Genomic DNA, 18562 nt, shown 5'->3' with positions numbered 1-18562 from the left:
TGACACGCGCAGCCCCGGCAGCGCACGAATGACCGATGTCCTTCACGATCGCCATTATCGGCCGGCCCAATGTCGGCAAATCGACGCTGTTCAACCGTCTGGTCGGGCAGAAGCTCGCGCTCGTCGATGATTTGCCGGGTGTCACCCGCGACCGCCGCGAGGGCGAGGCCAGGCTCGGCGATCTCGAATTCACCATCATCGACACCGCCGGCCTCGACGAGGGCGCCAAGGGCTCGCTGACCGCGCGGATGCAGGAGCAGACCGAAGCCGCGATCGCGCAGGCCGACGCGCTGTTCTTCGTGATCGATGCCCGCATCGGCCTCACGCCCACCGATCGCGCTTTCGCCGATTTCGCCCGCAAGGCCAACAAGCCGGTGCTGTTGGTCGCCAACAAGAGCGAGGGCAAGCACGGTGATGCCGGCGCGATGGAGGCCTTCGCGCTCGGGCTTGGCGATCCCATCCAGATCTCGGCCGAGCACGGCGAGGGCATGGGCGAGCTCTATGATGAGCTCGCCAAGCTGATGCCGGAGCCCGTCGATGAGGACGAGGACGAGGACGACGGCGTGCCGCTCACGGAGGAGGAGGCCGCGACCCGCCCGATCCGCGTCGCCATCGTCGGCCGGCCCAATGCCGGCAAGTCGACGCTGATCAACCATCTGCTCGGCGAGGAGCGCCTGCTGACGAGCCCGGAGGCCGGCACCACGCGCGATTCCATCGCGGTCGAGATCAACTGGAAGGGCCGTGATTTTCGTGTGTTCGACACCGCGGGTCTCCGCCGTCGCTCGCGCATCGAGGAGAAGCTGGAGAAGCTCTCGGTCGCCGACGCGCTGCGTGCGGTGCGCTTTGCCGAAGTCGTCGTGCTGATGATGGACACGCAGAACCGCTTCGAGGAGCAGGATCTGCGCATCGCCGATCTGATCGAGCGCGAGGGCCGCGCCATCGTGCTCGCCGTCAACAAATGGGACCTGATGGAGACCAAGGGCGGCGGCGCGATCTCGGGTTTGCGCCGTGATGCCGATCACTGGCTGCCGCAGGTCAAGGGCGTGCCGATCGTCGCGGTGTCGGGCCTGATGGGCGAGGGCATCGACCGCCTGATGCAGGCGGTCCAGGACGCCTATGCGGTCTGGAACAGGCGCGTGCCGACCTCGGCGCTCAATCGCTGGTTCGAGCAGGCGGTCCAGGCCAATCCGCCGCCGGCGGTGTCCGGCCGCAGGCTGAAGCTGAACTACATCACGCAGAACAAGGCGCGCCCGCCGAGCTTCGTGCTGTTCTGCTCGCGTGCGGACGCGGTGCCGCAGTCCTATTTGCGCTACCTCACCAACTCCATGCGCGAGACCTTCGATCTGCCGGGTACGCCTGTGCGCATCACCCTGCGCGAGAAGGCCAATCCCTTCGCGCACAAGCGCAAGCGGCCGTCGTGAGCGATGGCGCCGGAGAGGTGACGGCGCCGGGCGCTGTGCCAGCGAGGGGCGGCGCGGTTGCCTTCATCTTCGTCACCATCCTGCTCGACATGCTCGCGCTCGGCGTCATCATGCCGATCCTGCCGAAGCTGATCGAGAGCTTCGTCGACAACGACACCGCGCACGCGGCTCGCATCTTCGGCCTGTTCGGCACCGCCTGGGCCCTGATGCAATTCGTGTTCTCGCCGCTGTTAGGGGCACTGTCGGATCGTTTCGGGCGGCGGCCGGTGGTGCTGCTGTCGAATTTCGGGCTTGCCGCCGACTACGTGCTGATGGCGCTGGCGCCGTCGCTGGCCTGGCTGTTCGTCGGCCGCGTCGTCTCCGGCATTACGTCGGCCAGCATCTCGACGGCCTTTGCCTATATCGCGGACATCACGCCGCCGGAGCGGCGTGCGGCGGTCTTCGGCCGGATCGGCGCAGCCTTCGGCGCCGGCTTCGTGCTCGGTCCGGCGCTGGGCGGCCTGCTCGGCGACATCGATCCGCGCCTGCCGTTCTGGGCCTCGGCGGGATTGAGCCTCGCCAATGCGCTCTACGGGCTGTTCGTCCTGCCGGAATCGCTGGCGCCCGACAAGCGCGCACCGTTTCGCTGGCGAACCGCCAGTCCGCTCGGAGCGCTCCACTTGCTGCGCTCAAACGCGGCGCTGGCCGGATTGTCCGTCGTCAATTTCATCGCGCAGGTCGCGCATGTCGTGCTGCCCTCGACTTTCGTGCTCTATGCCACCTATCGCTACGGCTGGGATTCCAAGACCGTGGGATTGACGCTGGCGATGGTCGGCATCTGCGCCATGGTGGTGCAGGGGCTCGCGATCGGTCCCATCGTGCGTGTGCTGGGCGAGCGGAACGCGTTGCTGCTCGGCCTGTGCTGTGGCGCGCTCGGCTTCGTGGTCCTGGGCGCGGCGCCGACCGGGCCGCTGTCCTGGATCGGAATTCCCATTCTGGCGTTGTGGGGCATTTCGGGTGCGGCGTCGCAAGCGTTGATGACACGGCTGGTGGCGCCCGAGCAGCAGGGTCAGCTGCAGGGCGCGACCGCGAGCGTGCAGAGCGTCTCGCAGCTCGTCGGCCCGTTCCTGTTCACGCTGACCTTTTCCTATTTCATCGGCGCCAACGCGCCGCTGCATCTGCCCGGCGCGCCGTTCCTGCTGGCGGCGGCGCTGATGGTGGTGTGCGTCGCGATTGCGGTGCGGACGCTGGGTGGACCGAGGACGGTCTCGTAGGGTGGGCACTAGAAGTAGGGCGGATTAGCGAAGCGCAATCCGCCGTCTTCCAGATGAGAGAAGAGGCGGGTTACGCCTGTGGCTAACCCGCCCTACGACCTCTCGCCTATTTCTTCACCAGCGGGCAATCGCTGTCCTTGAGCGGCTTGGCGGCGTCTTCCGCCGAGATCGTGGCGATCTGCTTGTAATAGTCCCACGGTCCCTTCGACTCCTCGGGCTTCTTCACCTCGAACAGATAGGCCGGGATGAGGCGGCGGCCGTCCTGGCGCAGCGGGCCGTTGCCGAACAGCGGATCGTCGGTCGGCAGCTCCTTCATCTTGGCGACGACCTTGGCGCCGTCATGCGGATTGCCGCCGAGCGCGTCCATCGCCTTGAGATAGTGCAGCACCATCGCGTAATTGCCGGCCTGGGTCATCGACGGCATCGCGTTCTTGCTGGCGAGCGCCGAGAAGCGCTTGGACCATTCGCGGGTCTTGTCGTTCAGGTCCCAGTAGAACGATTCGGTGAAGGTCAGGCCCTGCGCGGTCTTCAGGCCCAGCGAATGCACGTCGTTGATGAACAGCAGCAGCGCGGCGAGCTTCTGGCCGGCGGAGACGATGCCGAATTCTGCCGCTTGCTTGATCGAGTTCGTGGTGTCGCCGCCGGCATTGGCGAGGCCCACGACCTTGGCCTTGGACGATTGCGCCTGCAGCAGGAAGGAGGAGAAGTCCGCGGTGTTGATCGGATGCTTGACGCTGCCGAGCACCTTGCCGCCGTTCGCTGTCACGACCGCCGAAGTGTCGCGCTCCAGCGCGTGGCCGAAGGCATAATCGGAAGTCAGGAAGAACCAGCTGTCGCCGCCCGCCTTGGTCAGCGCCTTGCCGGTGCCGTTGGCAAGCATGTAGGTATCGTAGGTGAACGAGATTGTATTCGGGGTGCAAGCCTTGCCGGTCAGGTCGGCGGAGGCGGCGCCGGAATTCAGCAGCACCGCGTTCTTTTCCTTGACGAGGTTGCTGACCGCGAGGGCGACGCCTGAGTTCGGCGTGTCCGCGATCGCGTCTACCTTCTCGTTGTCGATCCACTGCCGGGCGATGTTGACGCCGACGTCGGGCTTGTTCTGATGGTCGCCGCTGATGACGTCGATCTTCCAGCCCTTCTTGAGCAGGCCGGAATCCTCGACAGCCATCTTGATCGCGACCACGGAGTTCGGGCCGCCGATGTCGGCATAGAGGCTCGACATGTCATTGAGCACGCCGATCTTGACGGTCTTGTCCTGCGCGAAAGCGGATGTTGCAAAACCGAAGGCGGCACAGGCCAGAAGGGCCGCAGAGCGGCGCGCGAACGTCGTCGTCATAAAAGGTTTCCTCCATTGTCAAATATGCGGACGGCTCTCTTCCGGAGCCTCGTTCCGGCTGATGGCTCTAGCCTGTCCGAGGCCCGGCGGCAATGCGCCTAAAGCCGGATGACGCTTTCGTCGCAGCGTCATCCGCAGGTTAACTTTTTGGACAAAATGCGTTGAGACGCTATTTGAGTGCGTCCGATGTCAGCTTGAATTTCTGGATGCGCTTTCCGGTGTCGACCTCGGCGGTATAGACATTACCCTTGGCGTCGATCGCCATGGCGTGCACCCAGTGGAATTGACCGGCGTTGCGGCCGCTGTGCCCGAAACTGCCGACCACGCTGCCGTCCTCGCGCTTGATCACCCTGATCTCGTTGTTCTCGCCGTCGGCGCTGAGCAGCCAGGTTTGCTTCGGATCCGGCCAGATCGCGATGTCCCACACCGCGCCGTTGCCGAGCGTGTTCTTCTCGAAGAAGAACTCCTTCACGAAGCTCCCGTCCTTTTTGAACACCTGGATGCGGTTGTTGATGCGGTCGCAGACATAGACGAGGCCGTCATTGGCGAGCTTCACACAGTGAACCGGATTGCCGAATTGCTGCGCGGCCGGCGCCTTGGGATCGTAGGGCGCCTGCTTGGCGTCGTCGGGCTTGTTGCCGTAGGCGCCCCAGTGACGCTTATAGGCCAGCGTCGTCGCGTCGAACACGATGACGCGGCGGTTGCCGTAGCCGTCGGCGATGTAGATCTCGTTGGCCTCCTTGTCGATCGCGGTCTCGGCAGGCTTGCCAAGCTGCGTCGTGTCGTTGCTGCCGAGGCTCGGCGCGAACTTGCCGATCTGGGCGACGAACTTGCCGTCGAGCGTGAATTTCAAAATGGCGTTGTCGTTGTCGGCATTGCCGCCGACCCAGACGAAGCCGCGCTCGTCGACCTCGATGCCGTGCTCGCGGCCGACCCATTCGTAGCCCTGGCCTGGCCCGCCCCAGGACCGCAGCAGATTGCCCTCGGCGTCGAACTCGAGCACGGGCGGCGCCGACACGCAGCATTTCGAGCGGGGCGGGGTGAGGCTCGCGCCCTTCTCGTCGTCGGTGAGCGAGCGCGGGCGATGGATCACCCAGATGTGGCCCTGCCAATCGACCGTGATGCCGCCGACCTGACCGAGGATCCAGTTGTTGGGCAGCTGCTTCGGCCAGGAGGCATCGACCGCGAAGGTCGGGATATCGCCGGCCCGCGCTGTGCCCGGAAGCACGAATGCCACCGCGACGACCAGGATCGAGACGGCGTGAGAGACATTCGCGAGCGCACGCGCAAAACCTGCGCGACCATGCCATTGCGTCATGGTGACCTCCCTTTTGGCTTGCGGCTTGCTGCCGCTTGAGCGGCGGCAGTCAATCGCGGGGAGGCATGCGAGTCAATCAGGCGGGCGAACGGAAGCTCATCAGCGTGCGCGTCTTGTAATCGTAGAACTTGCCGGTCTCGGTCCAGTCGGGCGCGCACATCGGCACGATGCGTTCGGCGACTTGCTCGGGCGTGTCGAGCGTCGCCGGATCCTCGCCCGGCATCAGCGTGGCGCGCATGCGGGTACGGACCGGCCCCGGGTTGAACAGATTGACGCGCAGCTTGGTGTTCGCGGTCTCCTGCGCCCAGGCGCGCGCCAGCGTCTCCAGCGCGGCCTTGGACGCCGCGTAGGGGCTGACATAGGCGGTTGCCTTGTTGGCAGCGCCCGAGGTGATGAACACGGCGCGCCCCGCGTCGGACTGCTTCAGCAGCGGCTCCATGCAGCGGATCAGCTGAAAGTTCGCGGAGACGTTGACCGCCATCACGTCGGTGAAGGCCTTCAGCTCGATATGGCCGATCGGCGAGGAGGGGCCGAGCACGCCGGCATTGCCGACGAGGATGTCGAGCTTGCCATAGCGCTCATGCAGGCCGGCGCCCAGCCGCGCGATGCCGTCGGAATCGGTGAGGTTGAGCGGCACCAGGGTGGCGCTGCCGCCGAGTTTGCGGATCTCGTCGTCGAGCTCTTCCAGCCCGCCCTGCGTGCGCGCGGTGGCCACGATATGCGCGCCGGCCTTCGCCAGGGCGAGGGCGGTGGCGTAGCCGATGCCGCGCGAGGCGCCGGTGACGAGAGCGATGCGGTCAGCGAGAGGTTTTGTCATGGCGGGGTTTTACAGGCGTGGACGGCCCGGACAAGCCCCCGCGTGGTCGTCATTCCGGGGCGGTCCGCAGGACCGAACCCGAAATCTAGAAGTTCGAGGCAACACATCGAGATCCCGAGTTCGGCGCTTAGGCACCGCCACGGGATGACGGCTTCGCCGTCAGCTCGCCTCCGCCAGCAGCGACAGCTGCCGCGGCTGCTGCTCGGTCTGGGTCTGGTCGGTGAGGTGGGTCGGGTAGGCACCGGTAAAGCAGTGATCCGAGAACTTGGGATTGGCGGGGTCGCGGCCGGGCTCGCCCATGGCGCGGTACATGCCGTCGATCGAGAGGAAGGCGAGCGAGTCGGCGCCGATGATCTCGCGCATCTCCTCCAGCGAGTGCGTCGCCGCCAGCAGGCCGCCGCGATCCGGCAGGTCGATGCCGTAATAATCGGGATACAGGATCGGCGGCGAGGCGAGGCGGAAGTGCACTTCCTTGGCACCGGCATCGCGCATCATGCGCACGATCTTCTTCGAGGTGGTGCCGCGCACCAGCGAGTCGTCGATCAGGATGATGCGCTTGCCTTCGATCGCGGCGCGGTTGGCCGAATGCTTCATGCGCACGCCGGATTCGCGGATCGCCTGTGTCGGCTGAATGAACGTGCGGCCGACATAATGGTTGCGGATGATGCCGAGCTCGAACGGAACGCCGGAATGCTGGCTGTAGCCGACCGCGGCGGGCACGCCGGAATCCGGCACCGGCACGACGACGTCGATCGGCACGTGGCTCTCGCGCGCAAGCTGGGCGCCGAAGGCCTTGCGCACCTCGTAGACCGAGCGGCCGTGCACGACGGAATCCGGACGGGAGAAATAGATGTATTCGAAGATGCAGGGACGCGGCGCCATCGGCGGGAACGGCTTGTGGATGTCCTGGCCGTTCTCGTCGAACACGATGACCTCACCCGGCTCGATGTCGCGGATGAAGCGCGCGCCGATGATGTCGAGCGCGCAGGTCTCCGAGGTCAGGATCGGGCAGCCGTCGAGCTCGCCCAGCACCAGCGGGCGGATGCCCCGCGGATCGCGCGCGCCGACCAGCTTCTTGTTGGTCAGCGAGACCAGCGCATAGGCGCCCTCGATCTCGCGCAGCGCGTCGATATAGCGCTCGATGAAGCGGCTGCGCTTGGAGCGCGCGACCAGGTGCAGGATCACCTCGGTGTCGGTGGTCGACTGCATCATCGCGCCGTTCTTCACGAGCTCGCGGCGCAGCGTCAGGCCGTTGGTGAGGTTGCCGTTGTGGGCGACGGCGAGGCCGCCGGCATTGAGCTCGGCGAACAGCGGCTGCACGTTGCGCAGGATGGTGGCGCCGGTGGTGGAATAGCGGACATGGCCGACGGCCATGTTGCCGGGCAGGCGGTCGATCACCTCGCGGCGGGAGAAGGTGTCGCCGACGAGACCGAGCCGACGTTCACTGTGGAAACGGCTGCCGTCATAGGAGACGATGCCGGCAGCTTCCTGGCCGCGGTGTTGAAGGGCGTGCAGGCCGAGCGCGGTGATGGCGGCGGCGTCGGGGTGGCCGTAGATGCCGAAGACGCCGCATTCCTCGCGCAGCGTATCCCCCTCCAGATCGTCCTGGACCTCTAGCGCGGCCGGACCCGGGCCGGCGTGTGGATCGAGATCGAATTGGGCGTCCTGGTCAGGGTGTCGCATCTCGTCCACGCCTCTCTTTCGGGGCAATCAACGCGCCGCAGGTTTCTCGATCAGTTTCTTCAAACTGTCACGAGCAGGTTTACTGTATCCGTCGCCACTGCCCGAAGGCTGCTGCTCGGAATCAGCTTGATCATCATCTGGTTTGTTTTTCTTGAATCTCTTCAAGATGGTGTTCTCGGGGTCGTCAGGCAAGAGGGCCATCAGCCAATCCCCGGTTCCCTGCAGCACCACGCGGGACTTCGCGCCCGTGACCCAGTCCGGGCGCTGCTTGTCCGGCACCAGCCAGGTGAAGAACAGGAACGCGACGACGACGATCAAAAGCCCGCGAGCCAGGCCAAACAGGAACCCCAGCGTGCGGTCCAGCGCGCCGATGCGCGAATCCAGGATCATGTCGGAGATTCGGACCGTGATCACGGAGACCACGACCAGGGTGCCCACGAACACGCCCGCGACGACCACGACGCTCGCCACCGTGTCGTTGTTGAAATAGGTCTTGGCGGTCGGCAGCAGCTTCGAGAACGAGTACAGCGTCACGATCGCCGCCGCGCCCCAGGCCGCGATCGACAGGATTTCGCGCATGAAGCCGCGCACCATGGCGAGCAGGCCCGAGATCAGCATCACACCGAGCAGGATCAGGTCGAGGAGTGTTACTGGCATCGGCTGGTCTGGTCCGCTCGTACTTCGAAGGTGCTCTAGCGAATCGGTGTTTGGCCGCTGCCCTAAAAGAGGGGCAGACGGCGTTCCCGGCAAGGCCGCAACCACGCAATCCCATGCTGCTTTTGTGACGGCTGTATAGCGGCGGGGGCCTCCGGCGTCACCTCCACCTAGCCCTCTCCGCGGCGGAATCTTGCCGGTGTGGCATTTTTCTCGGCCGGCGTGTTCGATTCGCCCCGGCGCGAGCCGCGGGCGGCGATCTCGGCCACCAATGTCGTCAGGCTGTTGACCGCGTTCAGCGTCAATCCGGCATCGCCCCCGGTCTCGCCCCGTGCCGATTCGGGCAGCACGGCGCGCTGGAAGCCGAGTTTTGCGGCTTCCTTGAGCCGGGCCGGGGTCTGTGCCACCGGCCGCACCACGCCGGACAGCGAGATCTCGCCGAAATAGACCGCATCGGTCGGCAATTGCGCATTAACCAGGGATGACACCAGCGCCGCCGCGGCGGCGAGGTCGGCCGCCGGCTCGTGGATGCGCAGGCCGCCGGCGACGTTCAGATAAACGTCATGACCGGACAGCTTGACCCCGCAATGGGCCTCCAGCACCGCCAGCACCATCGACAGTCGGCTCGGATCCCAGCCGACCACCGCACGCCTGGGCGTGCCGAGCGAGGTCGGAGCCACCAGCGCCTGCAATTCGACCAGAACGGGCCGCGTGCCCTCGATACCCGCGAAGACTGCGGTGCCGGGCGTGCCGAGATCGCGCTCGGACAGGAACAGCTCCGAGGGGTTGGTGACTTCGCGCAGGCCGAGGCCGGTCATCTCGAACACGCCGATCTCGTCGGTCGGGCCGAAGCGGTTCTTCACGGCGCGCAGGATGCGGAATTGCTGTGAGCCTTCGCCCTCGAACGACATCACCGCGTCGACCATGTGCTCGACCACGCGGGGGCCGGCGATCTGGCCGTCCTTGGTGACATGGCCGACCAGGATGATGGCCGCGCCGGTCTTCTTGGCAAAACGGATCAGCGCCTGCGCCGAGGCGCGCACCTGGGTCACGGTGCCGGGCGCCGATTCCACCGTGTCGGTCCACATGGTCTGGATCGAGTCGATCACGATCAGCCGGGGCACCGCGCCCTCCGACAGCGTCGAGACGATGTCCTCGACCGAGGTCTCGGCGGCGAGCTGCACCGGCGCGTCCGACAGGCCGAGCCGCTCGGCGCGCAGCCGCACCTGCGCGATCGCCTCTTCGCCGGAGATGTAGACGATGCGGTGGCCGGCGCGCGCCATCAGGCTGGTTGCCTGTGTCAGCAATGTCGACTTGCCGATGCCGGGATCGCCGCCGACCAGCAGCACCGAACCACGGACGAAGCCGCCGCCGGTGACGCGGTCGAGCTCGGTCATGCCAGAGGACAGGCGCGGCGCATCCGGGCTCTTGCCGGCGAGGCTCTCCAGCGCAAACGTCCGGCCCTTGCGCTTGGAGCGGATCGAGACCGGCACGCTGCCGCTGGTGTCTTCTTCCGCGAGCGTATTCCACTCGCCGCAGGACTCGCACTTGCCCTGCCAGCGGTTATAGGCCGCGCCGCAGTTCTGGCAGACGAAGGAAAGCGTGTTCTTGGCCATGGGGATAGATGAGTCGAGGTTTCAGCTTGCTGATAGCACGGAATGGCAGGGTGATCGCCGGCGCTTCGATTATCTCAATTCGGCAGGCCAGATATACCTTTCATTAGCCCTGTGTCGCCGTGGCCGGGTGGATTTTGCGAAGTGTTAGCGGACGCGGGTCCAACCTCGGAACCATCGGGGGCGGCGAAGAGAAATGACGAGATTCCTGCGAATATTGCTCGCTGTGGGCATGGCCGGCGGCGTTTTCGCGTCCGCCAGCCCCAGCTATGCCAAGCCCCTCGACATCGTGTTCGTCAATCCCGGCAAGACCGGCGAGGTCTACTGGGACATGGTGGCGCAAACCATGCAGGCCGCCGGCCGCAAGCTCGATGCGCATGTCGAGGTGCTGACCAGCGAACGCAACTACCGCACCATGCAGGAGCTCGGCTTCGGCGTGGTCGCACGCCGTGACAAGCCCGATTTCCTCATCCTGTCGAACGAGGAATCCGCCGCCGTTCCGATCCTGGAAGCGGCCGAGGCTGCAGGCGTCAAGACGCTGCTGCTCTCGAACACGCTGATCGGCGAGGATGCGGTGCGTCTTGGACCGCCCCGGCAAAAGCTCAGGACCTGGCTCGGCGACATCACGACCGATCTTCAGACCGCGGGCGCACGGATGGCCAACGCCCTGATTGCGGCCGCTCGTGCCGAGAAATGGCAGAGCCCGGACGGCAAGATCCATCTTCTCGGCATCGGCGGCGACGAGATCACACCCGCCTCGATCGCGCGCAACGCCGGTCTCAAGCTTGCGGTGGATGCCGCGCCTGACGTCGTGGTGGACCGGCTGCTGTTCGCCAACTGGACGCAGTCGGAGGCCGAGCAGGTCACCACGAATTATCTGAGCTGGGCCTCGCGCAAGGAGATTCGGCCCGCCGGCATCTGGGCCGGAAACGATCCGATGGCGCTCGGCGCGCTGCGCGCGGTGGTCGCCGCCGGACTCGTGCCCGGCCGCGACATTCAGCTGGTCGGCCTCAACTGGTCGGAGGACGCGCTGCGCGAGATCAGGGCAGGCCGCCTGCTGCTGACCGACGGCGGGCATTTCCTGCTTGGCGGCTGGTCGATCGTCCTGCTGCGCGATTATGCCGACGGCTGCGATTTCGCGGCGGCCTCGCCCCGCGTCGAGGTCAAGACGTCTGCGATCACCCGCCAGAATCTCGCCTCGGTCGGCGACCTCATCAAGACACGTGCGTTCGACCGGATCGACTTCGCGCGCTTCAGGGCGAAGCCGGGACGCTGCGGCCATTACGACTTCTCGCTCGATGCGTTGATTTCGTCGCTGCCGCTTCCCGAAGGCGCCGCCGATTGATGCGCGAGGATGAGGCGATGAACGAGCCTGAAGGCAACGACGAGGCCGCGCCGCCGCGCCTGCGCTCGGTCGTTCGCGCCATGATCTGGGCCACCGTGCCCGTTCTGCTGCTGGTGCAATTGCTGGCCTCCGCCGGCGTCGAGGCTTCGAGCTTCTGGTCGCAGATCAGGCAGCTCGACGCCCGCATGGCCCGTGTTGCCGAGAGCCGCGCCGAGCTGATCGCCGAGCCGCTCTGGAAGATGCGCTACGACCAGGTCACGGGCGTGCTCAACGAGATCATGCACGACGAGACCATCGCTGCGGCGGCCGTCTATGACGACACGGGCGCTGCGATTGCCCGCGTGGTGGCGCGCCCCGAAGGACAGACGGTCGCGGAGGTCTCGCGTCCGATCCAGTACAGCAACGGCAACATGGCCGTTCAGGCCGGCCGCATCGCCATCGCCTATTCCCATGCGACGTTGTATGCGGACACCGGCAGCCGGATGGTGCTGCTGCTGGTCGTCGGCCTGCTCGCGACGTTTGCGACCCTGATCGCCATGCGGATCTCCGCCAACATCTTCATCGGCAGGCCGCTGGCGGCCATGATGTCGGCGATCCAGCGCAGCAAGCAGGACGGCCGCGCCTATCCGGCGGACGTCACATCCGCGAACGAATTCGGCCAGCTCGCGCGCGCCTTCAACGCCATGCAGCACACGACGTCGGGCGCGCTCGACCGGCTCGGACACATGGCCGCGCACGATCCGCTCACGGGGCTGCCCAACCGGCGCTCGCTGACCGAGCGGCTTGCCGTCGCGAGCCGCGATGGCGGCAGGCCGGACGCGCTGGTCGCGTTCTGCTTCATCGATCTCGACGACTTCAAGGGCATCAACGACACCTTCGGCCACGAGGCCGGCGACCAGCTCCTGGTGCATATTTCCCAGCGTCTTCGTCGTGCAGTCGAGGCGGAGGATTGGGTCGCCCGGCTCGGCGGCGATGAATTCGTCGTCATTCGCCCCGAGGTGAGCAACGAGGCGTCGGCGCACGCCTTCGCGCAGCAGGTGCTGGCCGCCATTTCCGAACCGATCCGGCTCCACGACAAGCAGGTCGTGCCGCGCGCCAGCATCGGCCTTGCCGTGCGCCGCGCCGACGATCCGGAGCTGTCGCACCTGCCGACGCTGGCCGATATCGCGCTCTATCATGCCAAGAGCAAGGCGCCCGGCACGGTCGCCGTGCTCGACGAAGCGCTGCAGCGCGACTATCGCCGCCGCAGGGATCTCGAGCTTGCCATCCCCACGGGCTTTGCCGAGGGACAGTTCGAGGTCTGGTACCAGAGCCAGGTCGACCTCGAGAGCCACGATGTCGTCGGCCTGGAAGCGCTGATCCGCTGGCGGCATCCCGAACATGGCGTGATCGGTCCGGCTGAATTCCTGCCGCTGATCGAGCGCAGCGGCAACAACGCGCGGCTGACCCGCTACGTGCTGACCGACGCCTGCTGGGCGCTGCAGCGGCTCGCCGCCGCCGGCAGGCCGCAGATACGGATCGCGATCAATCTGCCGCCGTCCGAGCTTGCCGACCATTCGCTCGCCGCCGAGCTGCGCGCGACCTGCGCGCGTTTCGACGTTGCGGCCTCACTGCTGGAGCTCGAGATCACCGAGGGCTCGCTGATCAACAACATCGCCAGCGCCTCCGAGACGCTGCATCGCCTGCGCCGCCTGGGCGCCACGATCGCGCTCGACGATTTCGGCACCGGTTACAGCTCGCTCGCGCATCTCCGGCGTTTCCCGCTCGACAAGGTCAAGATCGACAAGGCGTTCATCAACGAGATTCCCGATAGCGCGGAAGACAAGGCGATCGTCGGCGTGATCGCATCGCTCGCCGGCACGCTGGGGCTCACTTTGGTCGCTGAAGGCATCGAGCGCGCCGAGCAGGCCGCGGCCATGCGCGAGATGGGCGTGAGGTTCGGGCAGGGCTACTTCTATCAGCGGCCGCAGCCGCTCGACGCCGTGCTGCAATGGCTCGAGACGCGGCCGGCGGTCGAAAGCCGCGTCCTCGCCGACAGCCCCTCGATCGCGCCCGAATTCGCCGCCTGAGCGCGATCAGGGCTGCGTCGCGTTCCACAGCATCGAGAGCCCGGCCGCGATCATGATCGCGTCCATCAGCAGGCGGAACATGTCCGGCTTCAGGTGCAGGACGAAGCGTTTTGCGATGAAGGCGCCCGACATCAGCGAGGCGCCTGCAATCAAGCCCTTCACGAAGACATCGCCGGTCAGCGCGCCGAAGCGCTCGAAGGTCACTGATTTCGCGAAATAGAGGCCGAGCGAGCTTGCGGCCTCGGTGGCGAGGAAGGCGCCCTTCGAGAGGCCGTAGAACAGGAACAGCGGCACGCTGAGCGGGCCGGTCGAGACCACGATGCCGGTGAGATAGCCGATGACCGCTCCGCCGATGGCGAGGTGCCAGAGATTGGCCTTCAAATCGTGCCGCGCCAGCCAGTGCCGCACCGGCACCATCGCGATCAGGAACAGGCCGATGGCGAGATCGACGGCATGCGAGGGCAGCGCCAGCAACGTCCGCGCGCCGAGCACGGCGGCCGGAATGCCCGTGACCGAATAGGCCGCGCAGGCCCGCCAGTCGACCTCGCGCCACCAGGCCAGGATGCGCGAGAAATTCGCCATCACGGACGCCACCGCCATGATCGGCACGGCTTCCTTCGGCCCATAGGCATAGACCAGCACCGGCATCAGCATGATCGACGAGCCGGTGCCGACGATGCCTGAGATGGTGCCGGCGACGAGGCCGACGATGAGGACGAAGAGGAAGGCCAAGAGGAGAAGCTCCGGGAATCGGAGCAGTGTAGCTGCGCGGGCCGGCGAGGGCGATACCGGCTGCAGCCTGGGTGTGCTTTCCGCGAGGCCGGAACTCTAGCGCGGCAATGGCGCTTCCGCGACATCGAGCAGCGCGCCGAGACCTTGCAGAAGGCGTCGCGTGGCCGCGTTCTCGGTGGCAAGACCAAATACGACAAGCGACCGTCCGGTCACGGCGTAAGCGTGTCCGAGCTCGAATGCGGGCATCTGGGCCTCAGGCTGATTGGTATCGATCAGGCCCAACCAGCTGTTTCCATCGGTGACCGTCGGTAAGGTGAAGTTCACCACGTCATAGTGGGCGTTGTAGATCAGAAGCATCGTCGCGTCCGAGCCGCGGCGCTTGATCCCGGTCTCCTGGGCGCGTCCGTCGAGCAGCATGCCGAAGCACTTGGCGTTGCCGTCCTGCCATTGCTCGCTGGTCATCTCGTCGCCGGAGGGCGACAGCCATGTGACGTCCTTGACGTCGAGCTCTTCGTTGTGCGAGCCGACCAGGAAACGGCTGCGATAGAGGATCGGGAAGGCCTTGCGCGTGGCGATCAGCTTGCGCGCGAATTCGCGAAGGCTGCGGCCGTTTGCCGTGATACCCATCCAGTCGAGCCACGTCGTCTCGTTGTCCTGGGCATAGGCATTGTTGTTGCCATTCTGGGTGTGCCCAAACTCGTCCCCGGCAAGCAGCATCGGCGTGCCGTGGGACAGTAGCATCGTCGCGAGCAGATTCCGCTTCTGGCGTTCGCGCAGCGCAGTGATCTCGGGATCGTCGGTCGGTCCTTCGACGCCGCAATTCCAGGAATGGTTGTTGCTGTGGCCGTCGCGGTTGTCCTCTCCGTTCGCCTCGTTGTGCTTGTCGTTGTAGGAGACGAGATCGTTGAGGTTGAAGCCGTCATGCGCCGTGATGAAGTTGACGCTGGCCCAAGGCCGGCGCCCGCGCTTGTTGAAGAGATCGCCCGACCCCGACACGCGCTTGGCGAAGTCCGCGATTGATCCCTCGTCGCCCTTCCAGAAGGCGCGCGCACTATCCCTGAACTTGTCATTCCACTCGGCCCATCCGGGCGGAAATTGGCCGACCTGATAGCCGCCCGGGCCGATGTCCCATGGCTCCGCGATCAGCTTGACGCTGGACAGCACAGGATCCTGACGGCAAGCGTCGAGGAAGCCGCCGCCTTCGTCGAAGCCATAGGGCTCGCGCGCGAGGATGGTGGCGAGGTCGAAGCGGAAGCCATCGACCCGCATCTCATTTGCCCAGTAGCGAAGGGAATCCGCGACCAGCTGCAGCACCCGCGGATGCGACAGGTTCACCGTATTTCCGGTGCCGGTATCGTTGATGTAGTAGCGCTTCTGGTCCGGCAGCAGGCGGTAATAGCTGGCGTTGTCGATGCCCTTGAACGACAGCGTCGGGCCGAGCTCGTTGCCTTCGGCAGTGTGATTATAGACGACATCCAGGATGATTTCGATGCCATGGGCGTGGAACTGGTTGACCATCTCCTTGAACTCGTTCGCGAACGGCGTCTTCAGGTAACGCGGCTCCGGCGCGAAGAAGGCAATGGAATTGTAGCCCCAGTAATTGCGCAGGCCTTTGTCGACCAGATAGCTATCATCAACAAAAGCATGGATCGGCAGCAGCTCCGCGCTGGTGATCCCGAGCGAGCGTAGATAGGCGGAGATTTCCGAATGCGCGAGGCCGGAGAACGTCCCGCGGTCTGCCTCGGGCACCAGCGGATGCAGCTGCGTGAAGCCTTTGACGTGCATCTCGTAGACGATCGTCCGCTCCCACGGCACTTCGGGCTTGCGCGCCGCGCCCCAGGTGAACGCGGGGTCGATGACGCGGCATTTCTGCATGAGCGGCGCGCTGTCGCGCTCGTCAAAGGAGAGGTCCTTGTCGGCGTGGTCGAGTTGGTAGCCGAACAGCTCCGGTCCCCAGCGCAATTGTCCGGCCAGCTGCTTGGCATAGGGATCGAGCAGCAGCTTGTTGGGGTTGAAGCGATGTCCGGCGTCGGGCTCGTAGGGTCCATGAACGCGATAGCCATAGACCGTGCCCGGACGGGCCGACGGCAGATAGCCGTGCCAGACCTCATCGGTATATTCCGGAAGCTCGATGCGCTCGATTTCGGTTTCACCGTCGGCGTCGAACAGGCACAGCTCGACCTTCGTGGCATAGGCCGAGAACAGCGCGAAATTGACGCCGAGGCCGTCCCAGGTCGCGCCGAGCGGAAACGGCTTGCCTTCCGTGATCCGGGAACGGCGCAGGCTCGACGCCGCCCGCGTCAGGGCGTCGTCGGATTGCGTCTTTTGGTCCATGTCTGCCCCCCAATGACGATCGGGTCAGGATGTCGGCGCTGTTGCCGGTAGTTCGGTCGCGGCCTGTTCAGCAGCCGTTGCCGAGGCGATCACGGCGGCCGGCGGCACATCGGCCGGCTTGGGCAGGACGCTGGCGCGCTGCTGGGCCGCTTCCTTGCTGATCGCGGAGATCGAATTGCCGATCCGCCCGGCGATGGCAGTCAACTCGGCATCTGACAGACCCAAGCGTTTCCTGACGAGGCGCATCTGCGCGCGGTCGGTCAGGTCGAGCTTGTTGCGGATGGGCTTCGGTGTCGAACGGCGCATGGCGGCAACTCCTGTGTGTGGTCGTAACAGTCGCCGGATGTTTCCGTTCCAGTTGCCCGGAGAATGGCGTCTGCTGGCGTTCATCGCGCTGCGTAATTCGAACGAGCATCCTCATGCGACGGGGCGTCATCTTCCTGGCGAGGGATCGAGCTGCAGAGTATCGCGATACTGTTAGATCGAAGATTTGTAGAGCGCCGCGTAGGATTTGGCCGACTGGCTCCAGCTGAAGGCCTGCGCCATGGCGGCCCTGCGCATATGATCGAGGCGATCCTTCATGCCGAAGGTCGAAAAGGCCCGGCAGAGGCTCCCGAGGAAGCCGGGCGCCGATGCCCGGTCGAACAAAAATCCCGTCTCGCCGTCGACGATGGTCTCGGCGAGGCCGCCGGTGCGGTGGCCAATCGGCAGCGAGCCGAAGCGCTGGGCGTACATCTGGCTCAGCCCGCATGGCTCGAAGCGCGACGGCATCAGCGTGAAGTCGCTGCCCGCGAAGATCTTCCGCGCTTCGGCGTCGTCGAAGCCGATCTTGACGGCAATCGATCGCGGCGCGCGCGCCTGCGCCTGGAGCAGGGCCTCTTCGAACCGCGGCTCGCCCTTGCCGGTGACGACGATCTGGCCGCCCGCATCGACGATCGCTTGAGCGCTCTCGATCACGAGGTCGACGCCCTTTTGATGAACGAGGCGCGCCACGAGGGCGAACAGGGGTCCACGTGAGATTGCCAGGCCGAACTGGTCCCTGACATCTTCGGCGTTCAGGGAACGCTCGGTCCAGTCACCGGCCCCGAACGGTTGCAGCAGTGACGAACAGGTGCGCGGGTCCCAGCTCTCGTCGATGCCGTTGAGGATGCCGGACAGCTGGTTGCGATCAGCTCTTTGCTTCAGAAGTCCTTCGAGACCGCAGCCGAACTCGGCCGTCGTGATCTCCCGCGCATAGGTCTGGCTGACGGTCGTCAGGTGCGATGCATAGACCAGACCCGCCTTGATGAAGGACAGGCGATTGTAGAATTCGACACCGTCGATGTTGAAGCTCGCCTCGGGAATTCCGAGCGGGGCCAGCGAGCTCCGGTCGAAGACCCCCTGATAGGCCAGATTGTGGATCGTGAAGACGGTCGGAATGTGCGCGTAGTGCCATTCCAGATAGCCGGGGATCAGCGCGCATTGCCAGTCGTTGGCGTGAACCAGGTCGGCGGACCAGTCCTTGTCGACCAATCCTCTGGCGATCTGAGCGGCGGCATAGGAGAAAGTGGCGAACCGCACATTGTTGTCGGACCAATCCGCCCCGCGGCCGTCGGCATAGGGCGTGCCGTCCCGATCGTACAGCGCGGGACAGCGCACGACGTAATATGTCAGGCCATCCGCGGTATGTCCGAGATCGACCTCGAAGGCGGGCAGGGCGGCGTAGGGCTGGCATCGACCCACGGTCTTGAGATCGCTCAAGCCGCGCAGAACCGCCGGATAGCCTGGGATGATGACGCGTACGTCAGCAAGATCGCGTAAGGCGCGCGGCAGAGCCGCGGAGACGGCGGCGAGGCCGCCGACTTGAATGAAGTCTGATACTTCGGGCGTCGCGAACAGGATCCGCATTCGCTATGCCCACCAACCGGGGCAATAGTGGTCTTTGCCAACCATCTTTGAATTCCAACGACGCTTCGTCAGTGAAGCGTTGTGGCTCAAATTCTGCGGCGCA

Annotated in this window: 14 protein-coding genes; 4 read left to right on the top strand and 10 right to left on the bottom strand. The window is 65.6% G+C overall.

Features of this window, described 5'->3' with window-relative positions:
- Positions 1-35 precede the first annotated feature (35 nt).
- Both der and XH83_RS19920 read left to right on the top strand, forming a co-directional pair.
- Positions 36-1421, top strand: coding sequence for a ribosome biogenesis GTPase Der (der, locus tag XH83_RS19925; RefSeq protein ID WP_194402494.1), 1386 nt, complete (start codon positions 36-38; stop codon positions 1419-1421).
- Entirely contained in the window at positions 1418-2674 is a 1257-nt protein-coding gene (locus XH83_RS19920) for a TCR/Tet family MFS transporter (RefSeq protein WP_194402493.1), read from the top strand. The genes der and XH83_RS19920 overlap by 4 nt, the downstream gene beginning before the upstream one ends.
- 106 nt (positions 2675-2780) lie before the next feature.
- Here XH83_RS19920 and XH83_RS19915 read toward each other — a convergent pair whose 3' ends face one another.
- The 6 genes from XH83_RS19915 to radA all read right to left on the bottom strand — a co-directional run bounded on the left by XH83_RS19915 (position 2781) and on the right by radA (position 10095).
- Entirely contained in the window at positions 2781-4007 is a 1227-nt protein-coding gene (locus XH83_RS19915; RefSeq protein WP_194402492.1) for an ABC transporter substrate-binding protein, read from the bottom strand.
- Between the two features lie 169 nt (positions 4008-4176).
- Positions 4177-5325 carry a hypothetical protein gene (locus tag XH83_RS19910; protein ID WP_194402491.1) on the bottom strand — a complete coding sequence of 383 codons (1149 nt, stop codon included), beginning with the start codon at positions 5323-5325 and terminating at the stop codon, positions 4177-4179.
- Positions 5326-5401: 76 nt separating this feature from the next.
- Entirely contained in the window at positions 5402-6142 is a 741-nt protein-coding gene (locus tag XH83_RS19905; protein WP_194402490.1) for an SDR family NAD(P)-dependent oxidoreductase, read from the bottom strand.
- 159 nt (positions 6143-6301) lie between these two features.
- Entirely contained in the window at positions 6302-7825 is a 1524-nt protein-coding gene (gene purF, locus XH83_RS19900) for an amidophosphoribosyltransferase (protein ID WP_194402489.1), read from the bottom strand.
- Between the two features lie 27 nt (positions 7826-7852).
- Positions 7853-8482, bottom strand: a complete 630-nt coding sequence (locus tag XH83_RS19895) for a CvpA family protein (protein ID WP_011086837.1) — start codon at positions 8480-8482, stop codon at positions 7853-7855.
- 167 nt (positions 8483-8649) lie between these two features.
- On the bottom strand, positions 8650-10095 hold the full coding sequence (gene radA, locus XH83_RS19890) for a DNA repair protein RadA (protein WP_194402488.1): 1446 nt from the start codon (positions 10093-10095) through the stop codon (positions 8650-8652).
- 193 nt (positions 10096-10288) lie between these two features.
- Here radA and XH83_RS19885 point away from each other — a divergent pair, with 193 nt between their 5' ends.
- Positions 10289-11437 (top strand): ABC transporter substrate-binding protein, encoded by a 1149-nt coding sequence (locus tag XH83_RS19885; protein ID WP_194402487.1) that lies wholly within the window; start codon positions 10289-10291, stop codon positions 11435-11437.
- Positions 11438-11454: 17 nt separating this feature from the next.
- The gene (locus XH83_RS19880; RefSeq protein ID WP_194402486.1) at positions 11455-13506 is read left to right on the top strand and encodes a bifunctional diguanylate cyclase/phosphodiesterase; all 2052 of its coding nucleotides are present in this window, start codon (positions 11455-11457) and stop codon (positions 13504-13506) included.
- Positions 13507-13512: 6 nt separating this feature from the next.
- On the opposite strand, the gene XH83_RS19875 is transcribed toward XH83_RS19880, so the two are convergent.
- The 4 genes from XH83_RS19875 to glgA form a co-directional block, all read right to left on the bottom strand.
- Positions 13513-14238 (bottom strand): sulfite exporter TauE/SafE family protein, encoded by a 726-nt coding sequence (locus XH83_RS19875; protein ID WP_194402485.1) that lies wholly within the window; start codon positions 14236-14238, stop codon positions 13513-13515.
- A gap of 96 nt (positions 14239-14334) precedes the next feature.
- Entirely contained in the window at positions 14335-16572 is a 2238-nt protein-coding gene (gene glgX, locus XH83_RS19870) for a glycogen debranching protein GlgX (RefSeq protein WP_194402484.1), read from the bottom strand.
- A 24-nt stretch (positions 16573-16596) separates the two neighbouring features.
- Positions 16597-16878: a hypothetical protein gene (locus XH83_RS19865; protein ID WP_194402483.1), complete on the bottom strand. Its 282-nt coding sequence runs from the start codon at positions 16876-16878 to the stop codon at positions 16597-16599.
- Positions 16879-17049: 171 nt separating this feature from the next.
- Entirely contained in the window at positions 17050-18459 is a 1410-nt protein-coding gene (gene glgA, locus XH83_RS19860) for a glycogen synthase GlgA (protein ID WP_194402482.1), read from the bottom strand.
- Positions 18460-18562: the final 103 nt, after the last annotated feature.

The sequence above is a fragment of the Bradyrhizobium sp. CCBAU 53351 genome, assembly GCF_015291745.1.
Classification (GTDB): domain Bacteria; phylum Pseudomonadota; class Alphaproteobacteria; order Rhizobiales; family Xanthobacteraceae; genus Bradyrhizobium.
This window is presented reverse-complemented; position numbering and strand designations above follow the sequence as displayed.

Coding starts and splice junctions, on each gene's coding strand:
- der (WP_194402494.1), top strand. CDS start 36: ATGTCCTTCACGATCGCCATTATCGGCCGGCCCAATGTCGGCAAATCG.
- XH83_RS19915 (WP_194402492.1), bottom strand. CDS start 4,007: ATGACGACGACGTTCGCGCGCCGCTCTGCGGCCCTTCTGGCCTGTGCC.
- XH83_RS19910 (WP_194402491.1), bottom strand. CDS start 5,325: ATGACGCAATGGCATGGTCGCGCAGGTTTTGCGCGTGCGCTCGCGAAT.
- XH83_RS19905 (WP_194402490.1), bottom strand. CDS start 6,142: ATGACAAAACCTCTCGCTGACCGCATCGCTCTCGTCACCGGCGCCTCG.
- purF (WP_194402489.1), bottom strand. CDS start 7,825: ATGCGACACCCTGACCAGGACGCCCAATTCGATCTCGATCCACACGCC.
- XH83_RS19895 (WP_011086837.1), bottom strand. CDS start 8,482: ATGCCAGTAACACTCCTCGACCTGATCCTGCTCGGTGTGATGCTGATC.
- radA (WP_194402488.1), bottom strand. CDS start 10,095: ATGGCCAAGAACACGCTTTCCTTCGTCTGCCAGAACTGCGGCGCGGCC.
- XH83_RS19885 (WP_194402487.1), top strand. CDS start 10,289: ATGACGAGATTCCTGCGAATATTGCTCGCTGTGGGCATGGCCGGCGGC.
- XH83_RS19880 (WP_194402486.1), top strand. CDS start 11,455: ATGAACGAGCCTGAAGGCAACGACGAGGCCGCGCCGCCGCGCCTGCGC.
- glgX (WP_194402484.1), bottom strand. CDS start 16,572: ATGGACCAAAAGACGCAATCCGACGACGCCCTGACGCGGGCGGCGTCG.
- XH83_RS19865 (WP_194402483.1), bottom strand. CDS start 16,878: ATGCGCCGTTCGACACCGAAGCCCATCCGCAACAAGCTCGACCTGACC.
- glgA (WP_194402482.1), bottom strand. CDS start 18,459: ATGCGGATCCTGTTCGCGACGCCCGAAGTATCAGACTTCATTCAAGTC.